Origin of the sequence: Mesorhizobium sp. M0500, from assembly GCF_040321165.1 — a bacterium.
Classification (GTDB): Bacteria; Pseudomonadota; Alphaproteobacteria; order Rhizobiales; family Rhizobiaceae; genus Mesorhizobium.
In genome coordinates this window covers 645,852-668,024 of the sequence record NZ_JAMYRB010000002.1, presented here as the reverse complement: position 1 = coordinate 668,024, position 22,173 = coordinate 645,852, and the positions used below count along the sequence as shown (strand labels likewise).

At 61.0% G+C, this 22,173-nt stretch carries 19 protein-coding genes and 1 pseudogene; 11 read left to right on the top strand and 9 right to left on the bottom strand.

The annotated features are described in order from the left end of the window. Positions 1-19: 19 nt before the first annotated feature. The 4 genes from NKI70_RS07050 to NKI70_RS07035 all read right to left on the bottom strand — a co-directional run bounded on the left by NKI70_RS07050 (position 20) and on the right by NKI70_RS07035 (position 4,311). A complete protein-coding gene (locus NKI70_RS07050; RefSeq protein WP_352724404.1) occupies positions 20-1,117 on the bottom strand; it encodes an ABC transporter ATP-binding protein in 1,098 nt (365 codons plus the stop codon). A gap of 8 nt (positions 1,118-1,125) precedes the next feature. After that, positions 1,126-1,977, bottom strand: a complete 852-nt coding sequence (locus tag NKI70_RS07045) for a carbohydrate ABC transporter permease (RefSeq protein WP_023675945.1) — start codon at positions 1,975-1,977, stop codon at positions 1,126-1,128. Beyond that, the gene (locus tag NKI70_RS07040; protein WP_352724402.1) at positions 1,974-2,834 is read right to left on the bottom strand and encodes a carbohydrate ABC transporter permease; all 861 of its coding nucleotides are present in this window, start codon (positions 2,832-2,834) and stop codon (positions 1,974-1,976) included. Before NKI70_RS07040 ends, NKI70_RS07045 begins: the two co-directional genes overlap by 4 nt. 205 nt (positions 2,835-3,039) lie before the next feature. Beyond that, entirely contained in the window at positions 3,040-4,311 is a 1,272-nt protein-coding gene (locus NKI70_RS07035) for an extracellular solute-binding protein (RefSeq protein ID WP_023675947.1), read from the bottom strand. A gap of 106 nt (positions 4,312-4,417) precedes the next feature. Between NKI70_RS07035 and NKI70_RS07030 the strand changes: the two genes are divergently transcribed. Then, complete coding sequence (locus tag NKI70_RS07030; RefSeq protein ID WP_352724401.1) at positions 4,418-5,290, top strand: helix-turn-helix domain-containing protein; 873 nt, start codon at positions 4,418-4,420, stop codon at positions 5,288-5,290. Between the two features lie 9 nt (positions 5,291-5,299). On the opposite strand, the gene NKI70_RS07025 is transcribed toward NKI70_RS07030, so the two are convergent. Continuing rightward, positions 5,300-6,538, bottom strand: coding sequence for a M24 family metallopeptidase (locus tag NKI70_RS07025; RefSeq protein WP_352724400.1), 1,239 nt, complete (start codon positions 6,536-6,538; stop codon positions 5,300-5,302). 188 nt (positions 6,539-6,726) lie between these two features. Beyond that, entirely contained in the window at positions 6,727-7,065 is a 339-nt protein-coding gene (locus NKI70_RS07020; RefSeq protein ID WP_023675950.1) for a hypothetical protein, read from the bottom strand. Between the two features lie 401 nt (positions 7,066-7,466). Between NKI70_RS07020 and NKI70_RS07015 the strand changes: the two are divergent. The 4 genes and pseudogenes from NKI70_RS07015 to NKI70_RS07000 all read left to right on the top strand — a co-directional run. After that, positions 7,467-7,772, top strand: a pseudogene (locus tag NKI70_RS07015) (ferritin-like domain-containing protein); the annotation flags it as partial. A 490-nt stretch (positions 7,773-8,262) separates the two neighbouring features. Beyond that, entirely contained in the window at positions 8,263-9,477 is a 1,215-nt protein-coding gene (locus NKI70_RS07010) for a glycosyltransferase family protein (RefSeq protein WP_023675951.1), read from the top strand. 1 nt (position 9,478) lies between these two features. Beyond that, positions 9,479-10,723: a glycosyltransferase gene (locus NKI70_RS07005; protein ID WP_352724399.1), complete on the top strand. Its 1,245-nt coding sequence runs from the start codon at positions 9,479-9,481 to the stop codon at positions 10,721-10,723. Next, positions 10,720-11,898 (top strand): glycosyltransferase family protein, encoded by a 1,179-nt coding sequence (locus tag NKI70_RS07000; protein WP_023675953.1) that lies wholly within the window; start codon positions 10,720-10,722, stop codon positions 11,896-11,898. Before NKI70_RS07005 ends, NKI70_RS07000 begins: the two co-directional genes overlap by 4 nt. Before the next feature lie 213 nt (positions 11,899-12,111). Here NKI70_RS07000 and NKI70_RS06995 read toward each other — a convergent pair whose 3' ends face one another. Beyond that, positions 12,112-12,780: a class I SAM-dependent methyltransferase gene (locus NKI70_RS06995; protein WP_352697085.1), complete on the bottom strand. Its 669-nt coding sequence runs from the start codon at positions 12,778-12,780 to the stop codon at positions 12,112-12,114. Between the two features lie 130 nt (positions 12,781-12,910). On the opposite strand from NKI70_RS06995, the gene NKI70_RS06990 reads away from it, so the two are divergent. The 4 genes from NKI70_RS06990 to NKI70_RS06975 all read left to right on the top strand — a co-directional run bounded on the left by NKI70_RS06990 (position 12,911) and on the right by NKI70_RS06975 (position 17,547). Further along, entirely contained in the window at positions 12,911-13,231 is a 321-nt protein-coding gene (locus tag NKI70_RS06990; protein ID WP_352529896.1) for a hypothetical protein, read from the top strand. Positions 13,232-13,248: 17 nt separating this feature from the next. Continuing rightward, positions 13,249-15,963 carry an ABC transporter transmembrane domain-containing protein gene (locus tag NKI70_RS06985; RefSeq protein ID WP_352570088.1) on the top strand — a complete coding sequence of 905 codons (2,715 nt, stop codon included), beginning with the start codon at positions 13,249-13,251 and terminating at the stop codon, positions 15,961-15,963. Between the two features lie 157 nt (positions 15,964-16,120). Then, the gene (locus tag NKI70_RS06980; RefSeq protein ID WP_023675957.1) at positions 16,121-16,570 is read left to right on the top strand and encodes a cyclic nucleotide-binding domain-containing protein; all 450 of its coding nucleotides are present in this window, start codon (positions 16,121-16,123) and stop codon (positions 16,568-16,570) included. A 122-nt stretch (positions 16,571-16,692) separates the two neighbouring features. Beyond that, on the top strand, positions 16,693-17,547 hold the full coding sequence (locus NKI70_RS06975; protein ID WP_352577345.1) for an MBL fold metallo-hydrolase: 855 nt from the start codon (positions 16,693-16,695) through the stop codon (positions 17,545-17,547). Between the two features lies 1 nt (position 17,548). On the opposite strand, the gene NKI70_RS06970 is transcribed toward NKI70_RS06975, so the two are convergent. Together NKI70_RS06970 and NKI70_RS06965 are read right to left on the bottom strand one after the other, a co-directional pair. Then, a complete protein-coding gene (locus NKI70_RS06970; RefSeq protein WP_352697047.1) occupies positions 17,549-18,373 on the bottom strand; it encodes a polysaccharide deacetylase family protein in 825 nt (274 codons plus the stop codon). Further along, positions 18,370-19,458: a glycosyltransferase family 4 protein gene (locus NKI70_RS06965; protein WP_352577341.1), complete on the bottom strand. Its 1,089-nt coding sequence runs from the start codon at positions 19,456-19,458 to the stop codon at positions 18,370-18,372. The genes NKI70_RS06970 and NKI70_RS06965 overlap by 4 nt, the downstream gene beginning before the upstream one ends. Positions 19,459-19,550: 92 nt before the next feature. On the opposite strand from NKI70_RS06965, the gene NKI70_RS06960 reads away from it, so the two are divergent. Together NKI70_RS06960 and NKI70_RS06955 are read left to right on the top strand one after the other, a co-directional pair. Then, a complete protein-coding gene (locus NKI70_RS06960) occupies positions 19,551-20,711 on the top strand; it encodes a DUF3095 domain-containing protein (RefSeq protein WP_023675961.1) in 1,161 nt (386 codons plus the stop codon). 105 nt (positions 20,712-20,816) lie between these two features. Then, positions 20,817-22,160, top strand: coding sequence for a nucleotide sugar dehydrogenase (locus tag NKI70_RS06955; RefSeq protein WP_352697044.1), 1,344 nt, complete (start codon positions 20,817-20,819; stop codon positions 22,158-22,160). Positions 22,161-22,173 lie beyond the last annotated feature (13 nt).

Genomic DNA, 22,173 nt, shown 5'->3' with positions numbered 1-22,173 from the left:
CGGACAAAAGAAAGATGGGTTAGCGAATGCGTGCGCCGGTGGCGTCGAAGAGAAGCGAGCGGTCGGCTTTGATCGACACCACCAGGTCGTCGCCGTTCGCGCGATGCCGCGAGGCCTCGCGCTCGATGATCAGTTCCTCGCGTCCGCCCTCGGTACCGGAATTGGCATAGACATAGCTCACCGATCCCAAGTGCTCGGCGACGTCGGCCTTGAGGGTAAGGTCGCAATCGCCCTGGCCGGCATCGAAGAAATGCTCCGGCCGCACGCCAAGCACGACATCGCCGCCTGTTGCAGGCAAGGCATCCGAAAGCGGCTTGCGCAGTCGCGCGCCGCGATGATTGACCAGTTCGACGACCGCCGCACCGTTGTCGGCCCCGACCATTTTTGCCGCCAGGAAGTTCATTTTCGGCGAGCCGACGAAGCCGGCAACGAAGCGGTTGGCGGGGTCGTCGTAGAGATCGAGCGGCGCGCCGATCTGCTCGATATTGCCGGCGTTGAGCACGACGATCCTGTCGGCCAGCGTCATCGCCTCGGTCTGGTCGTGCGTCACATAGACCATGGTAACGCCGAGTTCCTTATGAAGGCGCGATATCTCGACGCGCATCTGCACCCGGAGCTCGGCATCGAGATTGCTGAGCGGTTCGTCGAACAGGAACACTTGCGGCTCACGCACGATGGCGCGGCCGATGGCGACGCGCTGGCGCTGGCCGCCCGACAATTGCCGCGGCCGCCGCTTCATCAGCTCGGCGATGCGCAGGATTTCGGAAGCCCGCTTCACCCGCCGCTCGGTATCTGCCTTGGGGTTGCCGGTCATTCTCAGGCCGAAGCTCAGATTCTGCTCGACCGTCATGTGCGGATAGAGCGCGTAGGACTGGAACACCATGGCGATGCCGCGATCGGCCGCCTCGACGTCGTTCACCACCTTGCCGCCAATGGCGATCTCGCCGTCGCTGATGTCCTCGAGCCCGGCGATCATCCGAAGCAGCGTGGACTTGCCGCAGCCGGAAGGGCCGACGAAGACGATGAATTCGCCGTCATCGATGTCGATATTGGCGCCGTGGACGATCTCGAAGACGCCGAAGCGCTTGATGACGTTTTTGAGTGTGACTGCCGCCATGCTGATCCTTACTTGATGGCGCCGGCGGCGATGCCGGCAACGAAATGGCGCTGCAGAAGCACGAACACGACGAGCATTGGCGCCGTCAGCATCACCGCGCCCGCCATGATGCCGCCCCAGGACACCTTGGTGAGACCGATCAGCGTGCCGAGCGCCACGGGCGCGGTCATTGCGCCCGGCTTGGAATTGATCAGCAGCGGCCAGAGATAGTTGTTCCAGGAGGCAAGGAAGAGGATGATGGCGAGCGCCGCCAGCATCGGCCGCGCCAGAGGCAGTGCGACGAACAGGAATATCCGCCATTCCTTGACGCCCTCGACCTTGGCGGCGTCGAACAGCTCGTGCGGCATCATCGAAAAACTCTGCCGCATGAAGAGCACGCCCAGCGAATTGAACAGCGGCGGCACGATCAGCGCCACCCAAGTGTTGGCGAGCTTGAAGTCGCGCGCCACCATGATGAATTGCGGGATCAGCACGACCGCATAGGGCAGCGTGATGGTGCCGAAGATGATGGCGACGACCATGCCCTTGCCGAAGAAGTTGTAACGCGCCAGCGCCCAGCCGGCCATCGAGGTCAGCATCACCGACAGGAAGGTATAGGTCACCGCCACCGAGACGGAGATGCCGATGGCGCCGATGAAATTGGTGCCGCGCTGCAGATTGCTGACATTGTCGAGGAAATTGCCATGCGGCAAAAGCTCGATGTCGGGGCTGAAGATGCCGTTGTCGGGCATCGTCGAAAAAACCACCATCATCCACAGCGGAAACAGCCAGACCAGCGCCAGCGGCGTCAGGAACAGATGCAGCGCGATGCTGCGTCCCAATCTGGCCTGGGAACGGCTGACTCTTGAGTGCGAGGTCATTTCGGTTCCCTCGTCAGCCATATCTGCACCAGCGAAATGGCAATCGCCAGCCCGGCCATGGTGTAGGCGACGGCCGAAGCGTAGCCGAAATTGAGCGACCGGAAGCCCTGGCGGTAAAGCAGCAGCCCGAGCGTTTCGGTGCCGCCGCCCGGCCCGCCGCGCTCGGTGATCAGGAAGGGCTCGGTGAACAGCTGCATGGTGCCGATGATCGACAGCACGGCGCAGAACACGATGATCGGCTCGAGCAGCGGCAGCGTGATGTAGAAGAACTGTTTGACCTTGCTGACCCGGTCCAGGGTCGCCGCCTCGTAGACATCCTCGGGAATCGACTGCAGGCCGGCGAGCAGGATGATGGCGTTGTAGCCGGCCCAGCGCCACGTCACCGCCATCATGATCACCGCCATCGCCGGGGTGACGTTGGTAAACCAGTCGACACTGGGCAGGCCGATGCTGTTCAGCAATTTGTTGATGATGCCGTAGTCGAGATTGAACATCAGCCGGAAAACCGCCGAATAGGCGACCTCGCCGACCACGACCGGCGCGAAGAAGGCAAAGCGGAACAGGCCACGGGCCTTGAGCAGTGGCGAATTCAAAAGCACCGCCATCACAATCGCCAGCGAAATCATCACCGGCACCTGGATGACAAGGATCAGCAATGTGTTCTTCAAGGCATTGAAGAAGGCCGGATCGCCGATCAGCCGGCCCCAGTTGAAGGTCGGCGCGAAGCGCCACGGCACGGTGCGCGTCGCCTGGAACGAGATCAGGAAGGAATCGATGATCGGCCACAGCCAGAAGATCGAAAAAATCAGCAGATACGGCGCGAGGAAGCGATACGCCGTGGCGTTCTGGTAGCGCATCGTTTTCCTCCTTTCTGGTTTCAAGTTCTTGCCTTCTCCCCTTGTGGGAGAAGGTGGATCGGCGCGTAGCGCCGAGACGGTTGAGGGGTGATGGCCGGAGTGCCGCCGGCGCCAAGCTGGAGCACCCCTCATCCGTCGCCTTCGGCGATACCTTCTCCCACAAGGGGAGAAGGGGAGCCGCGCGCTCGGAGCCGCCTCGTCTAGATCACGACTTGACCGGCAGGCCGGTCGCCGCGGCGATCTGGCTTGCGGCATCGTCGAGCGCTGCCTTGGCGTCGGGATAGCCGCCGGCCAGATATTTGGTCTGCACCGCGCGGATGATGATTTCGGCGTCGCTCTGGAACGGCGTGCCGCGGCTGGGGACGACCTTGGGCAAGGTGCCGAGGATGTCCTTCCACACGGCTTGGCCACCCCAATAGGGCAGGCCTTCGGAGACATAAGGGTCGTTGAGCGCCGAGATCAGCGACGGCACCAGGCCGAAGCCTTTCAGCATGGTGATCTGGCCCTCATTCGTCGCAAGCGTGTATTTCAGATAGGCGTAGGCGGCTTCCTTGTTCTTCGACACCGAGGTGATGGCGAGCGAGGAGCCGCCGAGATTGGCGGCGCGCGGACCGTCGGCGGTCAGGCTCGGCATCAGATAGACGCCCCATTTGCCTGCCCCATCGGGCGATTCGGTGCGCACGGTGCCTTCATACCAGCCGCCATACATCTGCGTGGCGACCTTGCCGGCGGTGTTGTTGGTGATCTTGGTGCTCCAGTCGGCAGAGGAAATGATGCCGGCGTCCTTCATCTCCTTGATCTTGGTCATGGCATCGACGCATTTGGGCTGGTTGACCGTGATCGATTGCCCGTCGGCGGAGAAGTAGGCGCAACCCTGCTCGTTGGAGATCATGCGGAAGAATTCGGAATCGCCGTTGAAATCGGCGTTGGTCATCGTGACGCCGGGATTGGCGGCCTGGATTTTCTTGGCGGCGGCGATGAAATCGTCCCAGGTCTTGATCGAGGACGGATCGACGCCAGCCTTCTCGTAGAAGTCGCGGCGGTAGAACATCGCCACTGGACCGGAATCCCAGGGCATCGCATAGGCCTTGTCGTCAACCTCGAGCTCGGTACGCTTGAAGTCGGGGAATTTTGCCTGGTCTTCCGCGGTGTAGCCGAGCGTATGCAGGTCAACGAAGCAATCCGGGAACTGGCTCCAGTAGTTTTCGGCTTCGCCGTTCTCGATCGTAACGATGTCAGGCAGCCCCTCGCCGCCGGCGGCACAGCCGGCGATCGATTTGTCGTAGGTCGGCTGGTTGCCAAGGTCCTCGACCGTCACCTTGATGTCGGGATACTGCTTGTTGAAGCCCGCTATGGTGGCCTTCAGCGACGAAGCGGCGATATTCCAGCTCCAGATCGTGATTTCACCGGACTGCGCAAAGGCCGGGCTGGAGCCCAAGGCAAGCGCGAGCGCGGCGCAGGTCAATTTTATGCGCATTGAAATCCTCCCATTTCAGTTGCTCTCTGTTTGTGAGCGTGGCTAGACTAGGCCTCGGGAAAGCCTTGTCCGCGACAAAGGGAATAAGAAATGAGCGGAAAGTAAGATGCCGGAAAGGCCGTTTTACCAGCCTGGCGCCAGCAGCGTGGAGGGCCTGCCGCTGCTGCTGCAGATGTTCCACACCCAGCCCCTCGTGATGCTCAAGCCGCATTGGCACGCCCAGGTCGAGGTGAATTTCATCGTGCGCGGCGCCGTGCATTACCGCATGGACGGGCACGGGATTTCGCTTTCTGCGGGCGACATGTGCCTGTTCTGGGGCGGCCTGCCGCACCAGATGGACGAAGCCTCCGACGATGCCATCTACGCCGGCGCGCATCTGCCGCTGGTGCATTTCTTCCGGCTGCATTTGCCCGTCGATGTCCGCAACAGGCTGATGACCGGCGCGACGCTGGTGACCGACGCCACCGACCCGTCCGACGACCACAATTTCGAGCGCTGGAACCGCTATGCCCGCTCCGGCGACCCGGTCAAGGCCGAGCATGCCGTCAACGAGCTTTTGCTGCGGCTGGAGCGGGTGCGCTTCGAGCCTTACCGGCTGGTGCCCGAAACCCCGGTCGAACAGGAGATAGGCAGTCCCTTCGATCAGCAATCGCTGCGCAATGTCGGGCGCATGTGCGACTTCATCGCCGAGAATTTCCTCTACGAGATCGATTGCGTCGACATCGCCGCGGCGGCCGATATCCATCCCAAATACGCCATGAGCATCTTCAAGAAATCGACCGGCATGACGCTCAATGAATATGTGAATTTGCTGCGCCTCAGCTACGCGCAGGCGCTGCTGATGCATCAGGATGCCAATGTGCTGCGCGTCGCCATGGAATCGGGCTTCGGCTCGCTCAGTGCCTTCAACAAGTCGTTCCGCAAGCTTTCCGGCATGTCGCCGTCGGATTTCCGCAGGGGCGTGGCCGGCGCCAGATAACGGCTGGATTCAGCCGATAATATCCAGGCGCCTCGGCAGGCGGTTCATCGGCGACGGCCCGTTGGCGGTGATCAGGAACTGGTCCTCGAGATTGAAGCTGGCGAGACCGTCGATGTAGAGCGGGATCTCGAATGCCAGCACCATGCCGGCCTCGATCACGACATTGCTGTCGGCCGAGATGAACGGCCATTGCTCGGAAAACACGGAATGGCCGACGCCGTGGCCGAAATGGCCGCGGCGATAGGAACGCAGGCCCTGGCGCGCCAGGCTTTCGCTGGCGGCGCGATGCACGGCGGCTAACGGCTTTCCGGGCATAAGCGCGACAAGCCCGTCGGCGAAGGCGCGTTCGGCTATCGCATGCAATTCGGCCTGTTCGGGCGACGGCGGCCCGAAGGTGAAATTCCGCGACATATCCGAGGCATAGCCGTTCACGCTGCACACCATGTCGGCCTTCAGCGGATCGCCGGCGGCGGCGACGGCGTCGGCGCCTTTTGGGCGAGCGCCCAGCGTGACGTATTCCGCCGTCGAGATTTGCTGCGACGACCCGGCGGCTGCATCCGCGACGCCTTGCCGGTAAAGCGCGACCAGCTCAGACTGACGCATGCCGGTCGTCGCATGCTGCTGCAGCCGCGACAGGCCGGCTTCCGACAGGGCGATGCCCTGCTGCAGAAGGTCGATCTCGCTCTGCGATTTGATTGCCCGCAGCCTGTCGAGAACCGGTGAGCCGTTGACCAGGGCAGTGCCCGGCAACATCGCCTGCAGCGCGGAAAAATCGCTGGCCGAGACGAAATCCAGCTCGATGCCGAGCGTCGCACGCTCCAGCCCGAATTCTGTAAAGATCGTTTTCAGCTCGCGGACGGAGCGGGCAAGCTCAAAGGTCGCCGGACGTGAAAAACCGGGAGCGCGGCCAACCAGGCCGGCCTCGATGCGCTGCGCAACAGGCCGGTCAGCCGTCGCCGGCTCGAGCGACGCCGATTCGATCCAGATCGCATGCGTGCGCAGCACGGCGCCGGCCATCGCCGCCCGGAGCCGGGCAGCCTGGAAATCCGCCACCACGACGCCGATCGGCAGGTCGCCTCGCTTGGGAATAACGACGAAACCGGCGCCGGCCCGCCGGAACAGGCCGGCCGGGCCGATCCAGGCACCGGTGGCATATTGGAACGCCTCGGGCTCGCAAAGCACCAGCGCCTCGATGCCGGCGCGCTGCATCAGGTCAGTTGCGCGCTCGCGGTCGACAAAGCCGGTCATGGGATCTCCTCGAATGCACTCGAATCCGACGCCGATGCGGCGGCGTTTGGCCTTAGCGTAGCTTCAGTGCCGCCGTGGAGCAGCTTTTTTCTGGAAGCGCTGTTCACCTTGAGAGTTCGTCGTCGGGAAACGAAAAAAGCCGCGGCGAACCACGGCTTTCAACGCGACGAGTGGTCTGTTTCGAATGCTTACTCGGTTTCGTCGGAAGTGTCGTCGGCAGTGTCTGCCGCGTCTTTCGCGGCCTTCCTATCCAGCGCTGCCTGCAAGGCCAGCGTAGCCTGCGGTGAGGCCGGTGTCGTGGCAACGACCGCCATTGCATGAGCAACGCCGGTCGTCGACTTGTCCTTGGCCGCGGCGGAAGTGGCGGCTCCGTGTCCCTGCGAGCCGGCCCCAGCCGAGTTTCCGCCGTTACCGTTGCTGCCGCCATTGCCGTTGCCATTGCCATTGCCCCCGGGAGCAGCGAGTACCGGAGATGCGACAAGGGTGAGAGCGGCTACAGTCGCGAATAGACAGGTGCGCGTTTTCATAGTTCCTCCTTCGAGTCGCCCTCCCGCCAGGATGGGTTTCAGATGAAAAACGTCAGGACTTTCGAATCCGAAAGTCGGCTGTTACCTAGCTTTGTTCAAATACAGTATTCTACAAGACGGACCTTGGTCCGAAATCGATACGCAAAAGTCCTGAATTTTATCGACAGCGTACTTCGGACGACCGCAGCGGCGGGATTTTTGCTGCCGGCAGATCCGGCGCCGCTACAGCGCAGTGTGCGTCGGCTGACATCAGGCTAGGGTCGAGGAAACCTAGCTGCTCGGCCATCGGTGAGATCATTCAAGGTGATTGAGGAACATTCCACATTTCGTGAAGTTGGGAGCGCAGGCGCGCTTTTGAGGTGCCAAAATGTTTGATGCCGGCGGGCTTTTGGGAGGAAGCCATGATCCGCGTCACGCCTGCATTTCGTGTTTCGCGCCGCCGCGCGTTGCAGTTTGGCCTGGGAGCAACGCTCGCTTCGGCCACCGGCCTTGCCCGGTTTCCCGGGCCTATGCGCAGGATGAGGTCAAAGACGAAGACATTTTTTCCGGTTCGCCCTCAATCTCGAATATATATGGAAGCCGAATATTACCTGCGCGGTACAACCGGAAAAGGGATCGAAGACTCGGATGCTGGCCCGAAGGCCGGCGCTGTCGTTGGCGGCAAACAGGTCAGCTTTGACACGCCTGCAATCGGCGAGTTCATGCGCCCATGGCGTCCAAAAAGCTAGTGAGTTCAATTGGCTCGCCCGAAAAGAGTCGAACTCCTGACCCCTAGATTCTGGTCTGAGAAGTCAAGATCTAGGCGGTTCGAACGTGTCCCCTACTCCGTCAACGCTCCGGCTTCCCACCGCCAAGGCACATCATGGTTTAGGAGCTTGGCTTAGACGCTCGGAGTGAAGTACCCAGCCCATACCTTATTCCATTCTGGAGTTTCCACGTTTTTCGCAGCGGTCAAGGCCGCCGAGAATCCGAGATGGTCAATACCAGTGAAATGATGCAGGTTCTTCTGGACCACGTGGCAAGCAGGCCGCTGAGCAGACGTAGCTTCCTGGTTTCAGCATATGGACCCTCTTTGTAATACGAATTGAAAATTGCGCCCTCATGTTTCAGAACAGGTCGGTAGACCCGCGAGGATGGTTTCGAATCCTGCGGGTCGCTCACGGTCCTCAAGGCGAGAATTCTAAGAGACGTTCAACAATGACCCAGCACGCAGAAAACGCTCGAATTCTCATGTACAGCCACGACACGTTCGGGCTCGGCCATTTGCAGCGCTGCCGGACTATCGCGCATTCGCTGGTCGAGGATTTCCGCGGACTTCAGGTGCTTATCATTTCGGGTGCGACTATCGCTGGCGCCTTCGACTACCGCGCCCGTGTCGACTTCGTGAAGATCCCCAGCGTCATCAAGCTGCGCAACGGCGAATACACCTCGCTGGAAAAGGACATCGATCTGCATGAGACGCTAAGGATGCGCCAGTCGATCATCCGCCATACAGCTGAGACCTTCCGGCCGGATATCTTCATCGTCGACAAGGAACCGCTCGGCCTGCGCGGTGAGATTGAGGACACGCTGTCCTACCTCAAGACGCGGGGCACCACGCTGGTGCTTGGCCTGCGCGAGGTGATGGATGCGCCGCATCTGCTCGAAGCAGAGTGGGCACGCAGAGACGTGATGCGCAAGATAGGCGTCTTCTACGACAAGGTCTGGGCCTATGGTCCGCCGGATTTCTACGATCCGTTGACCGGCTTGGATGTGCCCCCGGCTGTCAGGGCAAAGATGAGGTTCGTCGGTTTCCTGCAACGGAGCCTGCAGCGGAACGAGTTGCCCGGCCACCGGCCCGAGGGCGACTATATCCTCGTTACTACCGGTGGCGGCGGTGACGGCGCCGATCTGATCCACGACGTCATCGATGCCTATCAGCAGGATCCGCAATTGCAGCATAGAGCCCTGATCGTGCTTGGGCCTTACATGCCGGCGCGCAAGCGCAACAAGCTGCTCAAGAAGGGGTCCAAGATCCCCTACATCAAGATCATCGAGTTCGACAACCGCATGGAAGACCTGATTGCCGGCGCCAAGGCGGTAGTGGCGATGGGCGGCTACAACACCTATTGCGAGATACTGTCTTTCGACAAGCCGGCGCTGATCGTGCCGCGCGTCGAGCCCCGCCAGGAACAACTGATCCGCGCACGGCGCGCAGCCGAACTCGGCCTCATCGAGATGCTTTTGCCGGAAGAAGCCGAGGATTCCCGGCGGTTTGCTGATGCACTGAAGGTGCTGCCGGACCGGCCCCGCCCATCGCAGAGCAATCCGCATCTGACGCTGGAGGGGCTGCCTCATATTTCCGAAATCGTCGCGGAACTGCTCGACCGGCGGGCCGGCCATCACCTTTCGGTCATTGAAGGAATGACCTGAGTTGCAACATCGCAAGATCGTCGTGGTTCTGAAGGGTTACCCGCGGCTGTCCGAAACCTTCATCGCGCAGGAACTGCTCGGTCTTGAGCGTGCGGGGTTCGACCTGATACTCGTCGCGCTCAGGCGGCCGACCGACGAAAAACGCCACCCCGTGCATGACGAGATCAAAGCGCCCGTCCATTATCTGCCGGAATATCTGCATGAAGAGCCGTTGCGCGTGCTTCGCTCGCTGTTTGCTTATCTGCTGCGGCCGTGCTTCTGGCGCGCGCTCGGATCGCTGGCTGCCGATCTCCCCCACGACTTTACGCGCAATCGCGCGCGCCGCTTCGGGCAAGCGCTCGTGCTGGCGGCCGAATGGCCGGAAAACGCGGGCTGGCTGCATGCACATTTCGCGCACACGCCTGCATCGGTGACGCGCTATGCCAGCCAGCTTCGTGGCCTGCCCTGGACCTGCTCGGCCCATGCCAAGGACATCTGGACTTCGGCGGACTGGGACCTGGCCGGCAAGCTTTCCTCGGCGCGCTGGACGGTCACTTGCACGAAAACCGGCTTCGACCGTCTGAAAAAACTCGCTAACGGCAACTCGTCTGTGCATCTGAGCTATCATGGGCTCGACCTTGATCGCTTCGGCAGTTTCGGCGAGGCGCGAAAGCAGCATGACGGCTCGGCTCCGGACGAACCGGTTGTCGTTCTGAGTGTCGGGCGCGCCGTTGAAAAGAAAGGTTACGATACGTTGCTGGAGGCCCTTGCCCTGTTGCCCGGCGATTTGGCGTGGCGTTTCGAGCATATCGGCGGCGGCGAAGAACTGGAACGGTTCAAGGCGCTGGCGCAAAAGCTCGGCCTGGATGGTCGCGTCTCTTGGAAAGGCGCGCTTGCGCAGGAGGAGGTGCTTGAGCACTACCGCCGCGCCGACATCTTCGCCCTGGCCTGCAGGATCACCGCAAATGGCGACCGCGACGGTCTGCCGAACGTTCTGGTGGAGGCGGCTAGCCAGCGGCTTGCCTGCGTGTCGACCGATATTTCCGGCGTGCCGGAGCTTTTATCGCCGGATGAAACCGGGTTGCTGGTTCCGACGGAAAACCCGATTGCCCTGGCACAGGCGCTGGAGCGCCTGATCCGTGATCCCGTGCTCCGCGACCGCCTCGGCGACGCCGCAGAGCGGCGCGTGCGCGGCAATTTCGATCATATGGCAAGCATTGGACAGCTCAAGGAACTGTTCGAGCGGGAGTGGCGGGCCGCCGAATGAAGCGGCTGCGCGCTTTCTTCTATGTCCAGCACCTGCTCGGCATCGGCCATCTCGCCCGCGCCAGCCGCATTGCGGCGGCTCTGGTCGATGACGGGTTTGACGTTACCGTCGTGACCGGCGGAGCGCCGATCGCCGGGTTTCCGGGACTGGGTGTACAATCTGTAACCCTGCCACCTGTCACCTCCGGTGATGAAGGATTTTCGGGACTTGTCGACCTGCAAGGCAACCCGATCGACGATGATTTCAAGAAATGGCGTTCAGAGATGCTGCTGCAGGCATTCCGGGATTGCAGGCCTGATATCGTCATTGTCGAGGCGTTTCCATTTGGACGCCGGCAGATGCGTTTCGAACTCTTGCCGCTGATCGAGGCCATCGACGCGACGTCGCCCAGACCGCTGCTGGCGACGTCCGTCCGTGATATCCTCCAGGAGCGCGTCAAGCTGGGCCGAAACGAGGAAACGGTCGATCTCATCAACAGGCATTTCGATCTTGTTATGGTCCACGGCGATCCGGCTTTCGCAACCATCGACAAGACATTTCCACTGGCTGGGGCGATCAGGGCCGAGGTCACCTACACGGGGCTCGTTGCCGCGCCGCCATCGCCCGCGGCCTCCGAGCGCTTCGACGTTCTGGTGTCGGTTGGCGGCGGGGCTGCCGGAAAGAGCCTCGTCAGATCCACCATCGCAGCGGCGCGGAATGCCAACAACGCTTGGAAATGGTGTTTGATCACCGGCCCAAACCTGCCGAAAGACGAGTTTGACGCGATCGCACGCGATGCCACGCCGGGCCTGTCCATCTTCCGGTTCCGCGAGGATTTCGCCAGCCTGCTGACCGGCGCCCGCCTGTCAGTCTCGCAGGCGGGTTACAACACGGTCTGCGATGTCCTGCGCGCGGGCTGTCGCTCCCTGCTCGTCCCATTTGCAGCCGGCGGGGAAACCGAACAGACGGTTCGCGCCCTGATGCTCGAAGAACTCGGTCTTGCAACGGTGCTGATGGAAAAGGACCTGACGCCTGAAGGTTTGGCGCAAGCGATCGAACAAGCGCTTGTGGAACCGACGCCATCCGCGCATCGTCTCGATCTGGAAGGCGCGCGTCGCTCCGCGCAAATCCTGCGCGAGCGGCATCGAACATGGTCCCTAAATGTGGGGCCCGGTTTCGGAAAAGTTCATGATTAAACAGACGATAGATCCTAGAGCGGTTCATCGTTTCACGCAGAACCGCTCTGTCTCTTTGTTTTGACGCAATTCCGGACGGAAAGCCGTTTCCACACTTTCCTGCAAATGCTCTAACGCGCGTCGCGTCTGGTGAGATTCGTGCGACGCGCTTCAAGTCCTGTTTTTATGCGTGTCGTTGTCCCAAAACCGCTACGCGCTTTTGGGCGAAATGCATTAAACAGTTCCAATCAGCATGAAGCGCGTATAATTTTTTGTCGGCAGTTCGCCGGAGAACCGCACCTCCCGTAGCCCCGCCATTTCCTCGAAGGCTGCAAGCGAAGCCACGCAGTTGATGTGCGTCGGCTCGCTGAAATAATCGTTCGATTGCAGCAGTACATTCGTGCCCGGCGGAAGCAGAGCAAGCCAGGCGCGCAGATCGGCTATGTGTTCGCAGCTCGTATTGATCATCAGATCGGGCCGCCCGGCCGCATAGTCGAGTGCGTACATATCTGCCGTCAGCGCCCGGAACCGGTCGCCGGCTTCCCGGTTGAGGGTCCGGGCGACCGGCGCGACTTCGGGATCGATGTCGATGCTATCGACCGCCGCGATGTCGAAGCGGGCGTCGTTGAAAAGCATTGCCGGCAATACGCCGTACCATCCACCCAGAACCCATATGCGCCCGAAGCGGCCGCCGCCGCTTTCGAACAGCCTGTCGAGCGCCCACATCTTGCAGGCGACCTGCTTGTGGTTGAAGGCGTTGGCGATATCGGCCTTCGGATGCTTGGCGACGACGCGCGCCAGCCCTGCCACGAGAGGGCAGTTGACATAAGCAGCAATTCCCCGCGTGAGGTCCAAGGCTTGCTCGTGCCAGTCCATGGCATTGCGTGGTTGCGTGACATCCATCATAATTCGTCTTGTATGTTGGGATTTTGGGCGACACAACGCAATCTTGCCTCCCGCAAGACTGTTTGATTCCGCGGACGTGATCATGCTGCAAGCCGCTTGGCTATTGCCCGGTGCCGGAGAGAGCCTGTTGCATCTGTCCGGATCATCGGCGTCCATCCGCCAGCACCAGCCGCGCAGCTGCGGCCTCGTGCTGCTCGGCTGTTCGCCAAAGCCCTACGAAAGCCGCGGACCGTTTGGCCAGCTGCTTTCTTCGCCGATCAACAATGCCCATGTCGTTGCCATCGACCATGCGCCGGAACTGGATCGCGCCGCCTCGCAGGTTCCTTGCATCGTTGAGCGCAGGACAATGTCCGTGCACAGCAGCTTCGAGCTTGTCGTTGGCGATGAAGAAATTGCCGATACGCCATTCGCCAGCAGGTGCTTTTACATCCTGCATCCTTCCAACTGAAGGGTCCACAGTCGCATATGGAAGCCAGCCTAGCCCGCTATATCTGGACGCACACCAAGAAGCAGCAGCTCTGGATATTGATGATCGTCGTGCTTTCGATGATCCCGTATTTCATGTCCTTCGACCTGCCGAAGCTGATCGTCAACGGACCGATCCAAGGTCGCGGCTTCGAGCAACCGGGCGCGACCCAGCCATTCATGAGGCTACATTATAACCTGCCGTTCATTGGAGAGGTCCAGTTCTTCTCCGGTTTTCAGCTCGACCGCGAGGAGACCCTGTTTGCCCTGAGCCTTGTGTTCCTCTTGCTAGTCGTCATCAACGGCCTGTTCAAATTCTACATCAACACCTACAAGGGCCGCCTCGGCGAACGCATGCTGCGGCGTATCCGCTTCGATCTGGTCGACCGTGTGCTGCGTTTTCCGCCGGTTTACTTCAAGCGGGTGAAATCCGCCGAAGTGGCGACCATGGTGAAGGACGAGGTGGAGCCGCTGGGCGGCTTCATCGGCGACGCCTTCCTGCAGCCGGTACTGCTCGGCGGCCAAGCGCTGACGGCCATGCTGTTCATCATGATCCAGAACGTCTGGCTCGGAATGATAGCGGTCGTGATCGTGGCGATCCAGATCGTGCTCATCCCGCGAATGCGGCGGCGGCTGATCGTGCTCGGACGCCAACGGCAGTTGACGGCGCGCGCGCTTTCGGGCCGGGTTGGCGAAATCGTCGACGGCATCGGCGCGGTTCACGTCCACGATACATCAAACTACGAGCGCGCCGACATAGCTGCCCGGCTCGGGCTCATCTTCAAGATCCGCTTCGATCTTTACCAATGGAAATTCATGGTGAAGTTCCTCAACAATTTTCTCGCGCAGCTCACGCCCTTTCTGTTCTACATGATCGGCGGGTATCTGGTCCTCCAGGGGCGGCTGGACGTCGGCCAGCTCGTGGCCGTGATCGGCGCCTACAAGGACCTGCCCGGACCGATGAAGGAACTGATCGACTGGGATCAGGATCGGCAGGATGTCCAGGTCAAATATCAACAGGTCGTTGAACAGTTCACCGTCGAAGGTCTCATCGCGCCGAAAATCGGGGTATTGACGATCGACGATCCCGATCCGATGACCAAGCCGCTGTCGGCGATCAATCTGTCCGTAGCAGACGATGGCGGTGCAATGCTCCTTAACCGTATCTCCCTCCAGGTCAAGCCGGGTGAGACGGTGGCACTGGTCAGTACCGCAACAGGTGGAGCGGAGGCGCTTGCAGAAGCCTTCGCGCGGCTGAACTGGCCGGACAGCGGAAGGGTCGCTTCGGGCACCGACGACCTGCTTGAACTCCCCGAAGCAGTAACCGGCCGGCGCATGTCGTATGCCTCGTCGGATGTTTTCCTGTTCCAGGCAAGCCTCCGCGACAACCTGCTCTACGGGTTGAAGCATGCGCCGCTGACATCGGTGCCTTATGACGGTGCTGCGGCAGATCAGCACCGCTGGAACATTCACGAGGCGCGCCGGTCGGGCAATCCGGATCTTGATATCCACAGCGACTGGATCAACTATGCTTCCGCTGGCGCTACCGGCCCGCACGACCTCTTTGAAGCCGTGCGCCGGGTGCTCGACGCGGTTGTTCTGTCGCGTGACATTCTGGATCTCGGCTTGCGCTCTTCGGCCGACCTCACGCGTCACACGGAGCTTGCCAGGCGGATCGTCGAACTGCGTGCGGCGCTGCGGACCCGGCTGGAACAAGAGGGGCTGAGCGGACTGGTGGTTCCTTTCGAACCGGGCGCCTACAACAAGGAAGCAACGATCGGCCAAAACCTGCTCTTCGGCGCTGCCGCCGGCCCCGAACTGGCCGACAGGGCCCTGGCGGCCAATCCCTATTTTGCTTCCGTGCTGAGGCAAGCCGGCCTCGACCGCACGCTCTACGAAATGGGCTTGGAGATCGCCAAACAGGCGATCGAGCTGTTTGCCGACCTGCCGCCCGATCACCAGTTCTTCCAGCAGCTCGCCTTCATGAGCGCGGAGGAGATACCCGCCTACGAAACCTTGCTGCAACGGCTCAAGAACCGTCCCTACGAGGCGGTTTCGGAGAACGATCGCGCCATGATCGTCACCTTGAGCTTTGCCTACATCGAGCCCCGGCACCGCTTCGGCCTGCTGAGCGACGAGCTGATGAGCAAGATCGTCGCTGCACGCAACCGGTTCTATGAAGACCTGCCGCCCGAGCTGCACAATGCGGTCGAACGGTATGATCCTGCCAAATACATTGCCGCGGCCACCGTCATGGATAATGTCCTGTTCGGGCGTGTGGGCAACAATCATCCCGACGCGCCCGACCGCATACGCTCCATCGTCTATGACATTCTTGACGAACTGGGGCTTTATGGCGAACTTCTGGATGTCGGCCTGGACTTCAACGTCGGCTCCGGCGGCAGGCGGCTGACCGGTGGACAGCGACAGAAGCTCGATGTTGCCCGGGCCTTGCTCAAGCGTCCCGATTTTCTCATTCTCAACCGGCCGCTGTCGGCGCTCGACCAGCGCATGCAGGATAAGGTGCTGCGAAATGTGCTCGAGGAAGCCAGGCGCGACGGCCATTCGCCGGCAATTGTGTGGGTCGTGACGAATCCGGCAATGGCGATGATGTTCGATCGCGTTATCGTCTTCGACTCGGGTCAATTGGCGGAAGACGGAACACACGAGACACTTTTGGCAGGGAACGGTATCTTCAAGGAACTGTTGTCATAGAGCAACGGACATTCAGATGGGATCATTCTGCCGGTGCCGGACATCGGGCTCGCCACCTTTCGCGTGGTTTGTCTCGCCATCCCGGAAAGAGAATTGATTCCATCTGGGCGTCCGTTGCTCTAGTCTGGCAAACGCGAATTTTGGAAGGTTTGCGACAATGCTGCTCAAGGATGAAGTTGGAATGCTGCAACGCGTTCCCTTGTTCTCTGCCATCGAGCCGACAAAGCTCAAGCTGCTTGCGTTCACATCCGATCGTGTGAGCTACAGCGCCGGCCAGATCCTTTTCCGGCAGGGCGACGAGGGAGACGCCGCCTATGTCATCCTTTCAGGCAGGGCGGATATTCTTGTCGATTCCGACAGCGGACCGATAAAAGTTGCCGAACTGGAGCCAAATTCGATCGTTGGCGAGATCGCCATATTGTGCAACAGCTCCCGCACTGCCACCGTCAGAGCGGCAAGTCCGCTGGAAGCCCTGAGAATCCGCAAGGATCATTTCCTGAGGCTTATGAGGGAGTTCCCGGAAATGACCATCGAGATATTGCGGGTTCTTGCCGATCGCCTAAGCCATACGACCGCGGATCTGATCGACGCACGAAGCGCCAAATAACGAAGGACGTGCGCTCGATCCTCGCCGTCGTGACGGCACTGTCCTCTCGCTGAGAAGATCACCCGGAGAAAGCCTGTCTCGCCTAGCAGCAGTTGTTTGGATATGATGGGCGAAGGGGTAGCATGGACGACAACGTTTTCCTGGTCAGGTTTTGGGGTGTCCGCGGCAGCATTTCGGTATCAGGGCCAGAATTCTCTCGCTATGGCGGCAACTCAATCTGTGTCGAGATGCGATGCGGTAAGCATACGCTTCTGTTCGACGCAGGCTCTGGCCTACGGCCTGCCGGCGCGGCGCTTCAGGCGTTGGGCGTGACCGATTTCGACCTGCTTTTCACCCATTGCCATTACGATCACATCATCGGGCTGCCGTCTTTTGCGCCGATCTATGACCGGGGCGCCAAGGTTACGCTTTGGTCCGGGCATCTTGCAGGACACATGACGACCCGGCAGATGGTCGATGAGTTCATGCGGCCGCCGTGGTTTCCGGTGAAACTGGAGGCCTGCAAGGCAAGCCTCGACTATCGCGATTTCGTATCTGGAGACGTGCTTCGCCCGCGCGAAGGGGTGGTGGTCCGAACCGGCAGTCTTATGCATCCGGGCGGCTGCATAGGCTACCGGGTCGAATGGGGCGGCGGCGTCGTGGCGGTGATCACAGACACTGAGCACGAGCCGGACAAACTCGATCAGGCGGTGCTCGGCCTGATCGAAGATGCCGACCTCGTCATTTACGATTGCACCTACACCGAGGAGGAAATGGAACGCCGCCGCGGTTACGGGCACTCGACTTGGCAACAGGGCGTCAAGCTCTGTGAGGCGGCCGGTGCGCGGAGGCTTGCACTGTTTCACCACGATCCGACACGCACCGACAAGGAACTGGACAAGATCCAGAAACTGGCCAAGGACAGGTTTACCGGCGCTTTTGTCGCGCGGGATGGCCAGACGCTCAAACTTCCAGTCTCATTGCGCAAAAAGCGCTGAGCTATTTTCCTCTATCTCTTTGTTTTGACGCAATTCCGGACGGAAACCGTTCATACCTTCCTGGAATTGTTCTACCGGCGCTGCGCCCGATCAATGTCCTGATCGGAAGCCATGCGCAGGCTTCAGTCTGTGCGGCGACTGTGAACAGCCGTTCGAGGAAGAGCCAGGCCGATTCATCATGTACGAGATGGTGGGTGAGCAGGCCCACCGGTTCGCCCCCATCGAATGCATGCTGCAATTGCGCAATGATAGCCTGAACCAATAGGCCATGATCGCGGCAGCCGCGCGTGCCATGCCAATCCATGATGTCGACATTGCTGTTGATGACCGCAAGTGAAGCCGGCCTTGGCGGCCCATAGACCGACAATGCCGAAAATCCTATCGATCCAAGGTCGGATACCAAGCCGGCGTCGATCCTGTTCCAGGGTGGCACCAGCATCGGAACGGCACGTGCGCCGTGCAGGCCGGTTATGTGCGCCAGCCCGCGAGCCAGATCATCGAGCACCGCCTCGCGTGGCCGATGCGCGCCGAGCTCCTGCTTCTTCTGGCCCTCGGGCGCATGATTTCGGTGCGCCCAGCCATGGATGGCGACCGTGGCATGCGGCGCCTCGTCAAGCCGAACGACAAGCTTCTCGTCAGTCAGGGCGGGAATGACGGCCAGAGTCACCGGAACCGCGAATTCACCGGTGAGGTCGAGCAACCGATCAAGCGCAGGCGTCGGATCCACGGCGTCATCGTCGCGCAGCCAGAACTCTGCCTTACGGTCCGCCCGTTGCCGGCTCGCCAGTTCCTCCACCAAGGGTTGCCAGATTTGATCGGATGTCATGAGACCGGGATCTTCGCAAGAAGTTCGGCCAGACGCGCCGCTGCAGCACCGAGAGAACGTTCTTCGAGGATGAAACGTCTGGCTTCTGCGGCCATGATGGATCTTTCGTCGTTACGGGCCAGAAGCCTTTCAATGGCAGAAGCGAACGCCGCCACATCGTCCGGCGGGGTGAGAAACCCGGCCTGGCCATTCCGGACGACCTCCGGCACGCCGGCGACGTCCTGAGCCACAACCGGAAGGCCGGCGGCCTGTGCTTCAAGATAGGCAACGCCATAGGCCTCGCCGAAACCCGGCCAGACGTAAATTCCCCCACTGTAGAGGACATCCGGCACGGCGGCTGGCTCAATCGCGCCAAGCCATTCGATACGCTCGGCGGGCAAGCCGGCGAATTGCGCTTTGATCTCCTCGCGGGCAGGTCCGTCCCCGACGACCGACATGGTCCAGGGCAGGTGACCGATCGAACCGAGCGCCTGCGCCAGCATGCGATAGCTTTCGAGTTTGTCGCCCGGGCGCATCATGGCGACGGTAACGAGGCGCGTCGGACAACCTCGTGCCGGCGTTTCCCGGAATAGCGATGTGTCGATGAAGGGCGAAAGCATGCCGAAAGCGGCGTCGGGTACCGCATCTGCCAGTCCCTGACGATCCCTTTGCGTGAAGCAGATGTTCAGCGCCGCCTGTTCGACGGCTCGCGCCACCAACGCTTGCGTATCGGCCCACAAACCGGTGTTGCGCCGCCTCGAATAGGAGGCTTCCGTTGTCACATAGGGGACACCAAAGGCCAACGCCAGTTCGGGCCCGATCAGGTCGGGCGCCTTGTAATAGGGATGATAGGTGAACCACAGATCGGGCTTGCCGTCACGATCCCAAAGCCTTGCCAGCCGCGCGGCTTCCTCCCGGGCCTCGATCTTGAGCGCATCGAAACTTTTCGAATCCGGTTCGCGTAGATAGAAGCGCAATTCGGATGCCAGTTCGACGCTATGTCCTCCATGCTCCAGCGCCTTGACCAGCATCCGTGCCATCTGGCGGTCGCCGGAGGCAACGGGATGATTGGGCGACTTCAGCGGCGCATAGAAGGCAATTCGCATCCCCGGACCCTATCATCGGAAAGCCTGCGCAAGTCAATTTCGAAGCATGATCGACTTCACCCTCAAGCACTGGAATGTGCTATCTGATGCTCATGGAAACAGCTGCCGCGTCCGATCCGTTTGTTGCTTCTCTGCCGGTCTTCGCAAAGTTTGAAAGCGTTGCCGATATCGATAACTATCGGCCTCTCCCCGATGGCTGGGCGCTGGCCACCGCAGACATCGTCGGCTCGACCAAGGCGATCGAGGCGGGGCGCTATAAAACCGTCAATATGGCCGGTGCCAGCGTCATTTCGGCGCTGCTCAATGCGCTGGGTAGGCAAGATCTTCCCTTTGTCTTCGGCGGCGACGGCGCGCTCGTGGCGTTTCCTGGCTCGGCGCTGGAGATCACCCGTAACGCGCTGGCGGCTGTCCAGAGATGGGTGGCGGACGAACTGGATCTGACCTTGCGTGCCGCAATCGTGCCGATAAAGGATATAAGAGCGCAAGGCCTCGATGTTCGCGTGGCGAGGTTCCAGGCCTCTGATGCGGTCTTCTATGCCATGTTCGCCGGAGGTGGCGGCAGTTGGGCGGAAGCCGAGATGAAAGCGGGGCGCTACCGCATCGATCCTGCGCCGGCCGGCACGCGACCGGATCTGACTGGCCTCTCGTGCCGCTGGAACCCGATCGAAGCCCGGCATGGCGAAATCGTCTCGATCATAGCCATACCGGGGGCGTCGCGCGACTTGCGCGGTTTTCAGTTTCTGGTTTCCGACATCATCGCCCTTGCCGGCAGGCAGGAACGCGATGGCCACCCGGTGCCGGTGAACGGGCCGGACTATAGTTTGCTGCCCGCCGGCCTCGATGTCGAGGCGCGGGCCACGGCGCCGGCAGGACGGCGGTGGCTGTCGAAGCTGTGGATAGTGTTCCTGATGACGCTTACGGCTGTTGCGGATAGATTTGGCTGGACGATCGGCAGATTCGATCCGAAGATCTACAAACGCGAAGTGGCCAGCAATTCGGATTTCCGGAAGTTCGACGATGGCTTGAAGATGACCATCGACGTTGACGCGGATGTGTTGCAACGGATCGAGAACCGGCTGAAACAGGCGGAAGAGGCGGGCATCTGCAACTATGGCCTGCACCGCCAGAAATCGGCCTTGATGACATGCCTCGTCGCATCGCCGCTGCAGCGCGATCACGTTCATTTCATCGATGGCGCCGCCGGCGGCTATGCGATGGCTGCCGCAAGCCTGAAGGCGAAGGTGCCGATCTGACGGCTTGCGGACATCGATTTTCCGCAATATGCCTCGGGGTTCTTGGGAGCGGTGAGCCTCACCATGGAAGCGGACGGCCTGTCCGAATTGACGGGAAGCAGATTTTTGGACGCCTCACGATCGACATATGACCGTCTTCTGAACCGGATTTCGACGCGCGCCGCGCAAGTCGGCGTGATCGGACTGGGCTATGTCGGGTTGCCGCTGGCGGTCGCGATCGCTCGCGCCGGCTTCCCGGTTTCCGGCTTCGACATCGAAGGCCAGAAGGTCGAGAGCCTGAACAACGGCCAATCCTACATCGAGGCGGTGACGTCGACAGCCCTTGCCGGCCAGGTGGCAAGCGGACGGTTCCGCGCCACTGCGGATTTTGCCGAACTGGCCGTCTGCGATGTCATCATCATCTGCGTTCCGACGCCACTGACGAAACACCGCGAGCCGGATCTCTCCTTTGTCAGGAACACGGCAGGCAACATCGCGAAGCATCTGCGTCTCGGCCAGCTGATCGTGCTGGAATCGACCACCTATCCCGGCACCACCGACGACGTGATCAAGCCCATCCTGGAAAAAACCGGCTTGCAGTCGAGGACAGACTTCTTCCTCGGCTTCTCGCCCGAACGCGAGGATCCCGGCAACCGCAGCTTTGAGGTCGCGACAATCCCCAAGGTCGTGGCAGGGGACGGCATTGAAGCGGCAACGCTCGTGCAGGCTTTCTACCAGGGCGTGGTCAAGACCGTCGTTCCAGTTTCCACCACGGCGACCGCCGAGGCGGTCAAGCTGACGGAAAACATCTTCCGCTCGGTCAACATAGCCCTCGTCAACGAGTTGAAGGTCGTGCTCGGGGCGATGGGAATCGACATCTGGGAGGTGATCGAGGCGGCAAAGACCAAGCCCTTCGGCTACATGCCTTTCTATCCTGGCCCTGGACTTGGTGGGCACTGCGTTCCGATCGATCCCTTCTACCTGACGTGGAAGGCTCGCGAATACGAACTGCCGACCCGCTTCATCGAGCTGGCGGCAGAGATCAACACGGCCATGCCGCGTCATGTGGTCGATGAACTGGCGAAGGCGCTGGACCGGCGCTGCGGCAAGGCGCTCAGCCGCTCGCGCATTCTCATCATCGGGCTCGCCTATAAGAAGAATGTGCCCGACATCCGCGAAAGCCCCTCATTGCGGCTCATTGAACTCATCGAGGAATGGGGCGGCAAGGCGGAATTCCACGATCCGCATGTTGCCGAAATCCCGGGCACACGGGAGCATATGGCGATCAAGGGGCGTCGCTCGGTCGAATTGACCGAGGTGGCCTTGAAGGATTTCGACGCTGTCGTCGTTGCGACCGACCACGACGCGATCGACTATCAGGCGATCGCGGATCACGCTCTACTGATCGTCGACACACGCAATATTTTTGGCCGCCTCGGGCTAGCCCGAGAGACGGTGGTGAAGGCCTGACGGCGTCCGAGCC

Excerpts from the sequence above, each read along its gene's own strand:
- NKI70_RS07035 (WP_023675947.1), bottom strand. The coding sequence starts at position 4,311 with ATGCGCATAAAATTGACCTGCGCCGCGCTCGCGCTTGCCTTGGGCTCC.
- NKI70_RS06960 (WP_023675961.1), top strand. The coding sequence starts at position 19,551 with ATGGAAACAGCTGCCGCGTCCGATCCGTTTGTTGCTTCTCTGCCGGTC.
- NKI70_RS07025 (WP_352724400.1), bottom strand. The coding sequence starts at position 6,538 with ATGACCGGCTTTGTCGACCGCGAGCGCGCAACTGACCTGATGCAGCGC.
- NKI70_RS06970 (WP_352697047.1), bottom strand. The coding sequence starts at position 18,373 with ATGACATCCGATCAAATCTGGCAACCCTTGGTGGAGGAACTGGCGAGC.
- NKI70_RS07050 (WP_352724404.1), bottom strand. The coding sequence starts at position 1,117 with ATGGCGGCAGTCACACTCAAAAACGTCATCAAGCGCTTCGGCGTCTTC.
- NKI70_RS07000 (WP_023675953.1), top strand. The coding sequence starts at position 10,720 with ATGAAGCGGCTGCGCGCTTTCTTCTATGTCCAGCACCTGCTCGGCATC.
- NKI70_RS07045 (WP_023675945.1), bottom strand. The coding sequence starts at position 1,977 with ATGACCTCGCACTCAAGAGTCAGCCGTTCCCAGGCCAGATTGGGACGC.
- NKI70_RS07030 (WP_352724401.1), top strand. The coding sequence starts at position 4,418 with ATGCCGGAAAGGCCGTTTTACCAGCCTGGCGCCAGCAGCGTGGAGGGC.
- NKI70_RS06995 (WP_352697085.1), bottom strand. The coding sequence starts at position 12,780 with ATGGATGTCACGCAACCACGCAATGCCATGGACTGGCACGAGCAAGCC.
- NKI70_RS07020 (WP_023675950.1), bottom strand. The coding sequence starts at position 7,065 with ATGAAAACGCGCACCTGTCTATTCGCGACTGTAGCCGCTCTCACCCTT.
- NKI70_RS06985 (WP_352570088.1), top strand. The coding sequence starts at position 13,249 with ATGGAAGCCAGCCTAGCCCGCTATATCTGGACGCACACCAAGAAGCAG.
- NKI70_RS06980 (WP_023675957.1), top strand. The coding sequence starts at position 16,121 with ATGCTGCTCAAGGATGAAGTTGGAATGCTGCAACGCGTTCCCTTGTTC.
- NKI70_RS06975 (WP_352577345.1), top strand. The coding sequence starts at position 16,693 with ATGGACGACAACGTTTTCCTGGTCAGGTTTTGGGGTGTCCGCGGCAGC.
- NKI70_RS07040 (WP_352724402.1), bottom strand. The coding sequence starts at position 2,834 with ATGCGCTACCAGAACGCCACGGCGTATCGCTTCCTCGCGCCGTATCTG.
- NKI70_RS06965 (WP_352577341.1), bottom strand. The coding sequence starts at position 19,458 with ATGCGAATTGCCTTCTATGCGCCGCTGAAGTCGCCCAATCATCCCGTT.
- NKI70_RS07010 (WP_023675951.1), top strand. The coding sequence starts at position 8,263 with ATGACCCAGCACGCAGAAAACGCTCGAATTCTCATGTACAGCCACGAC.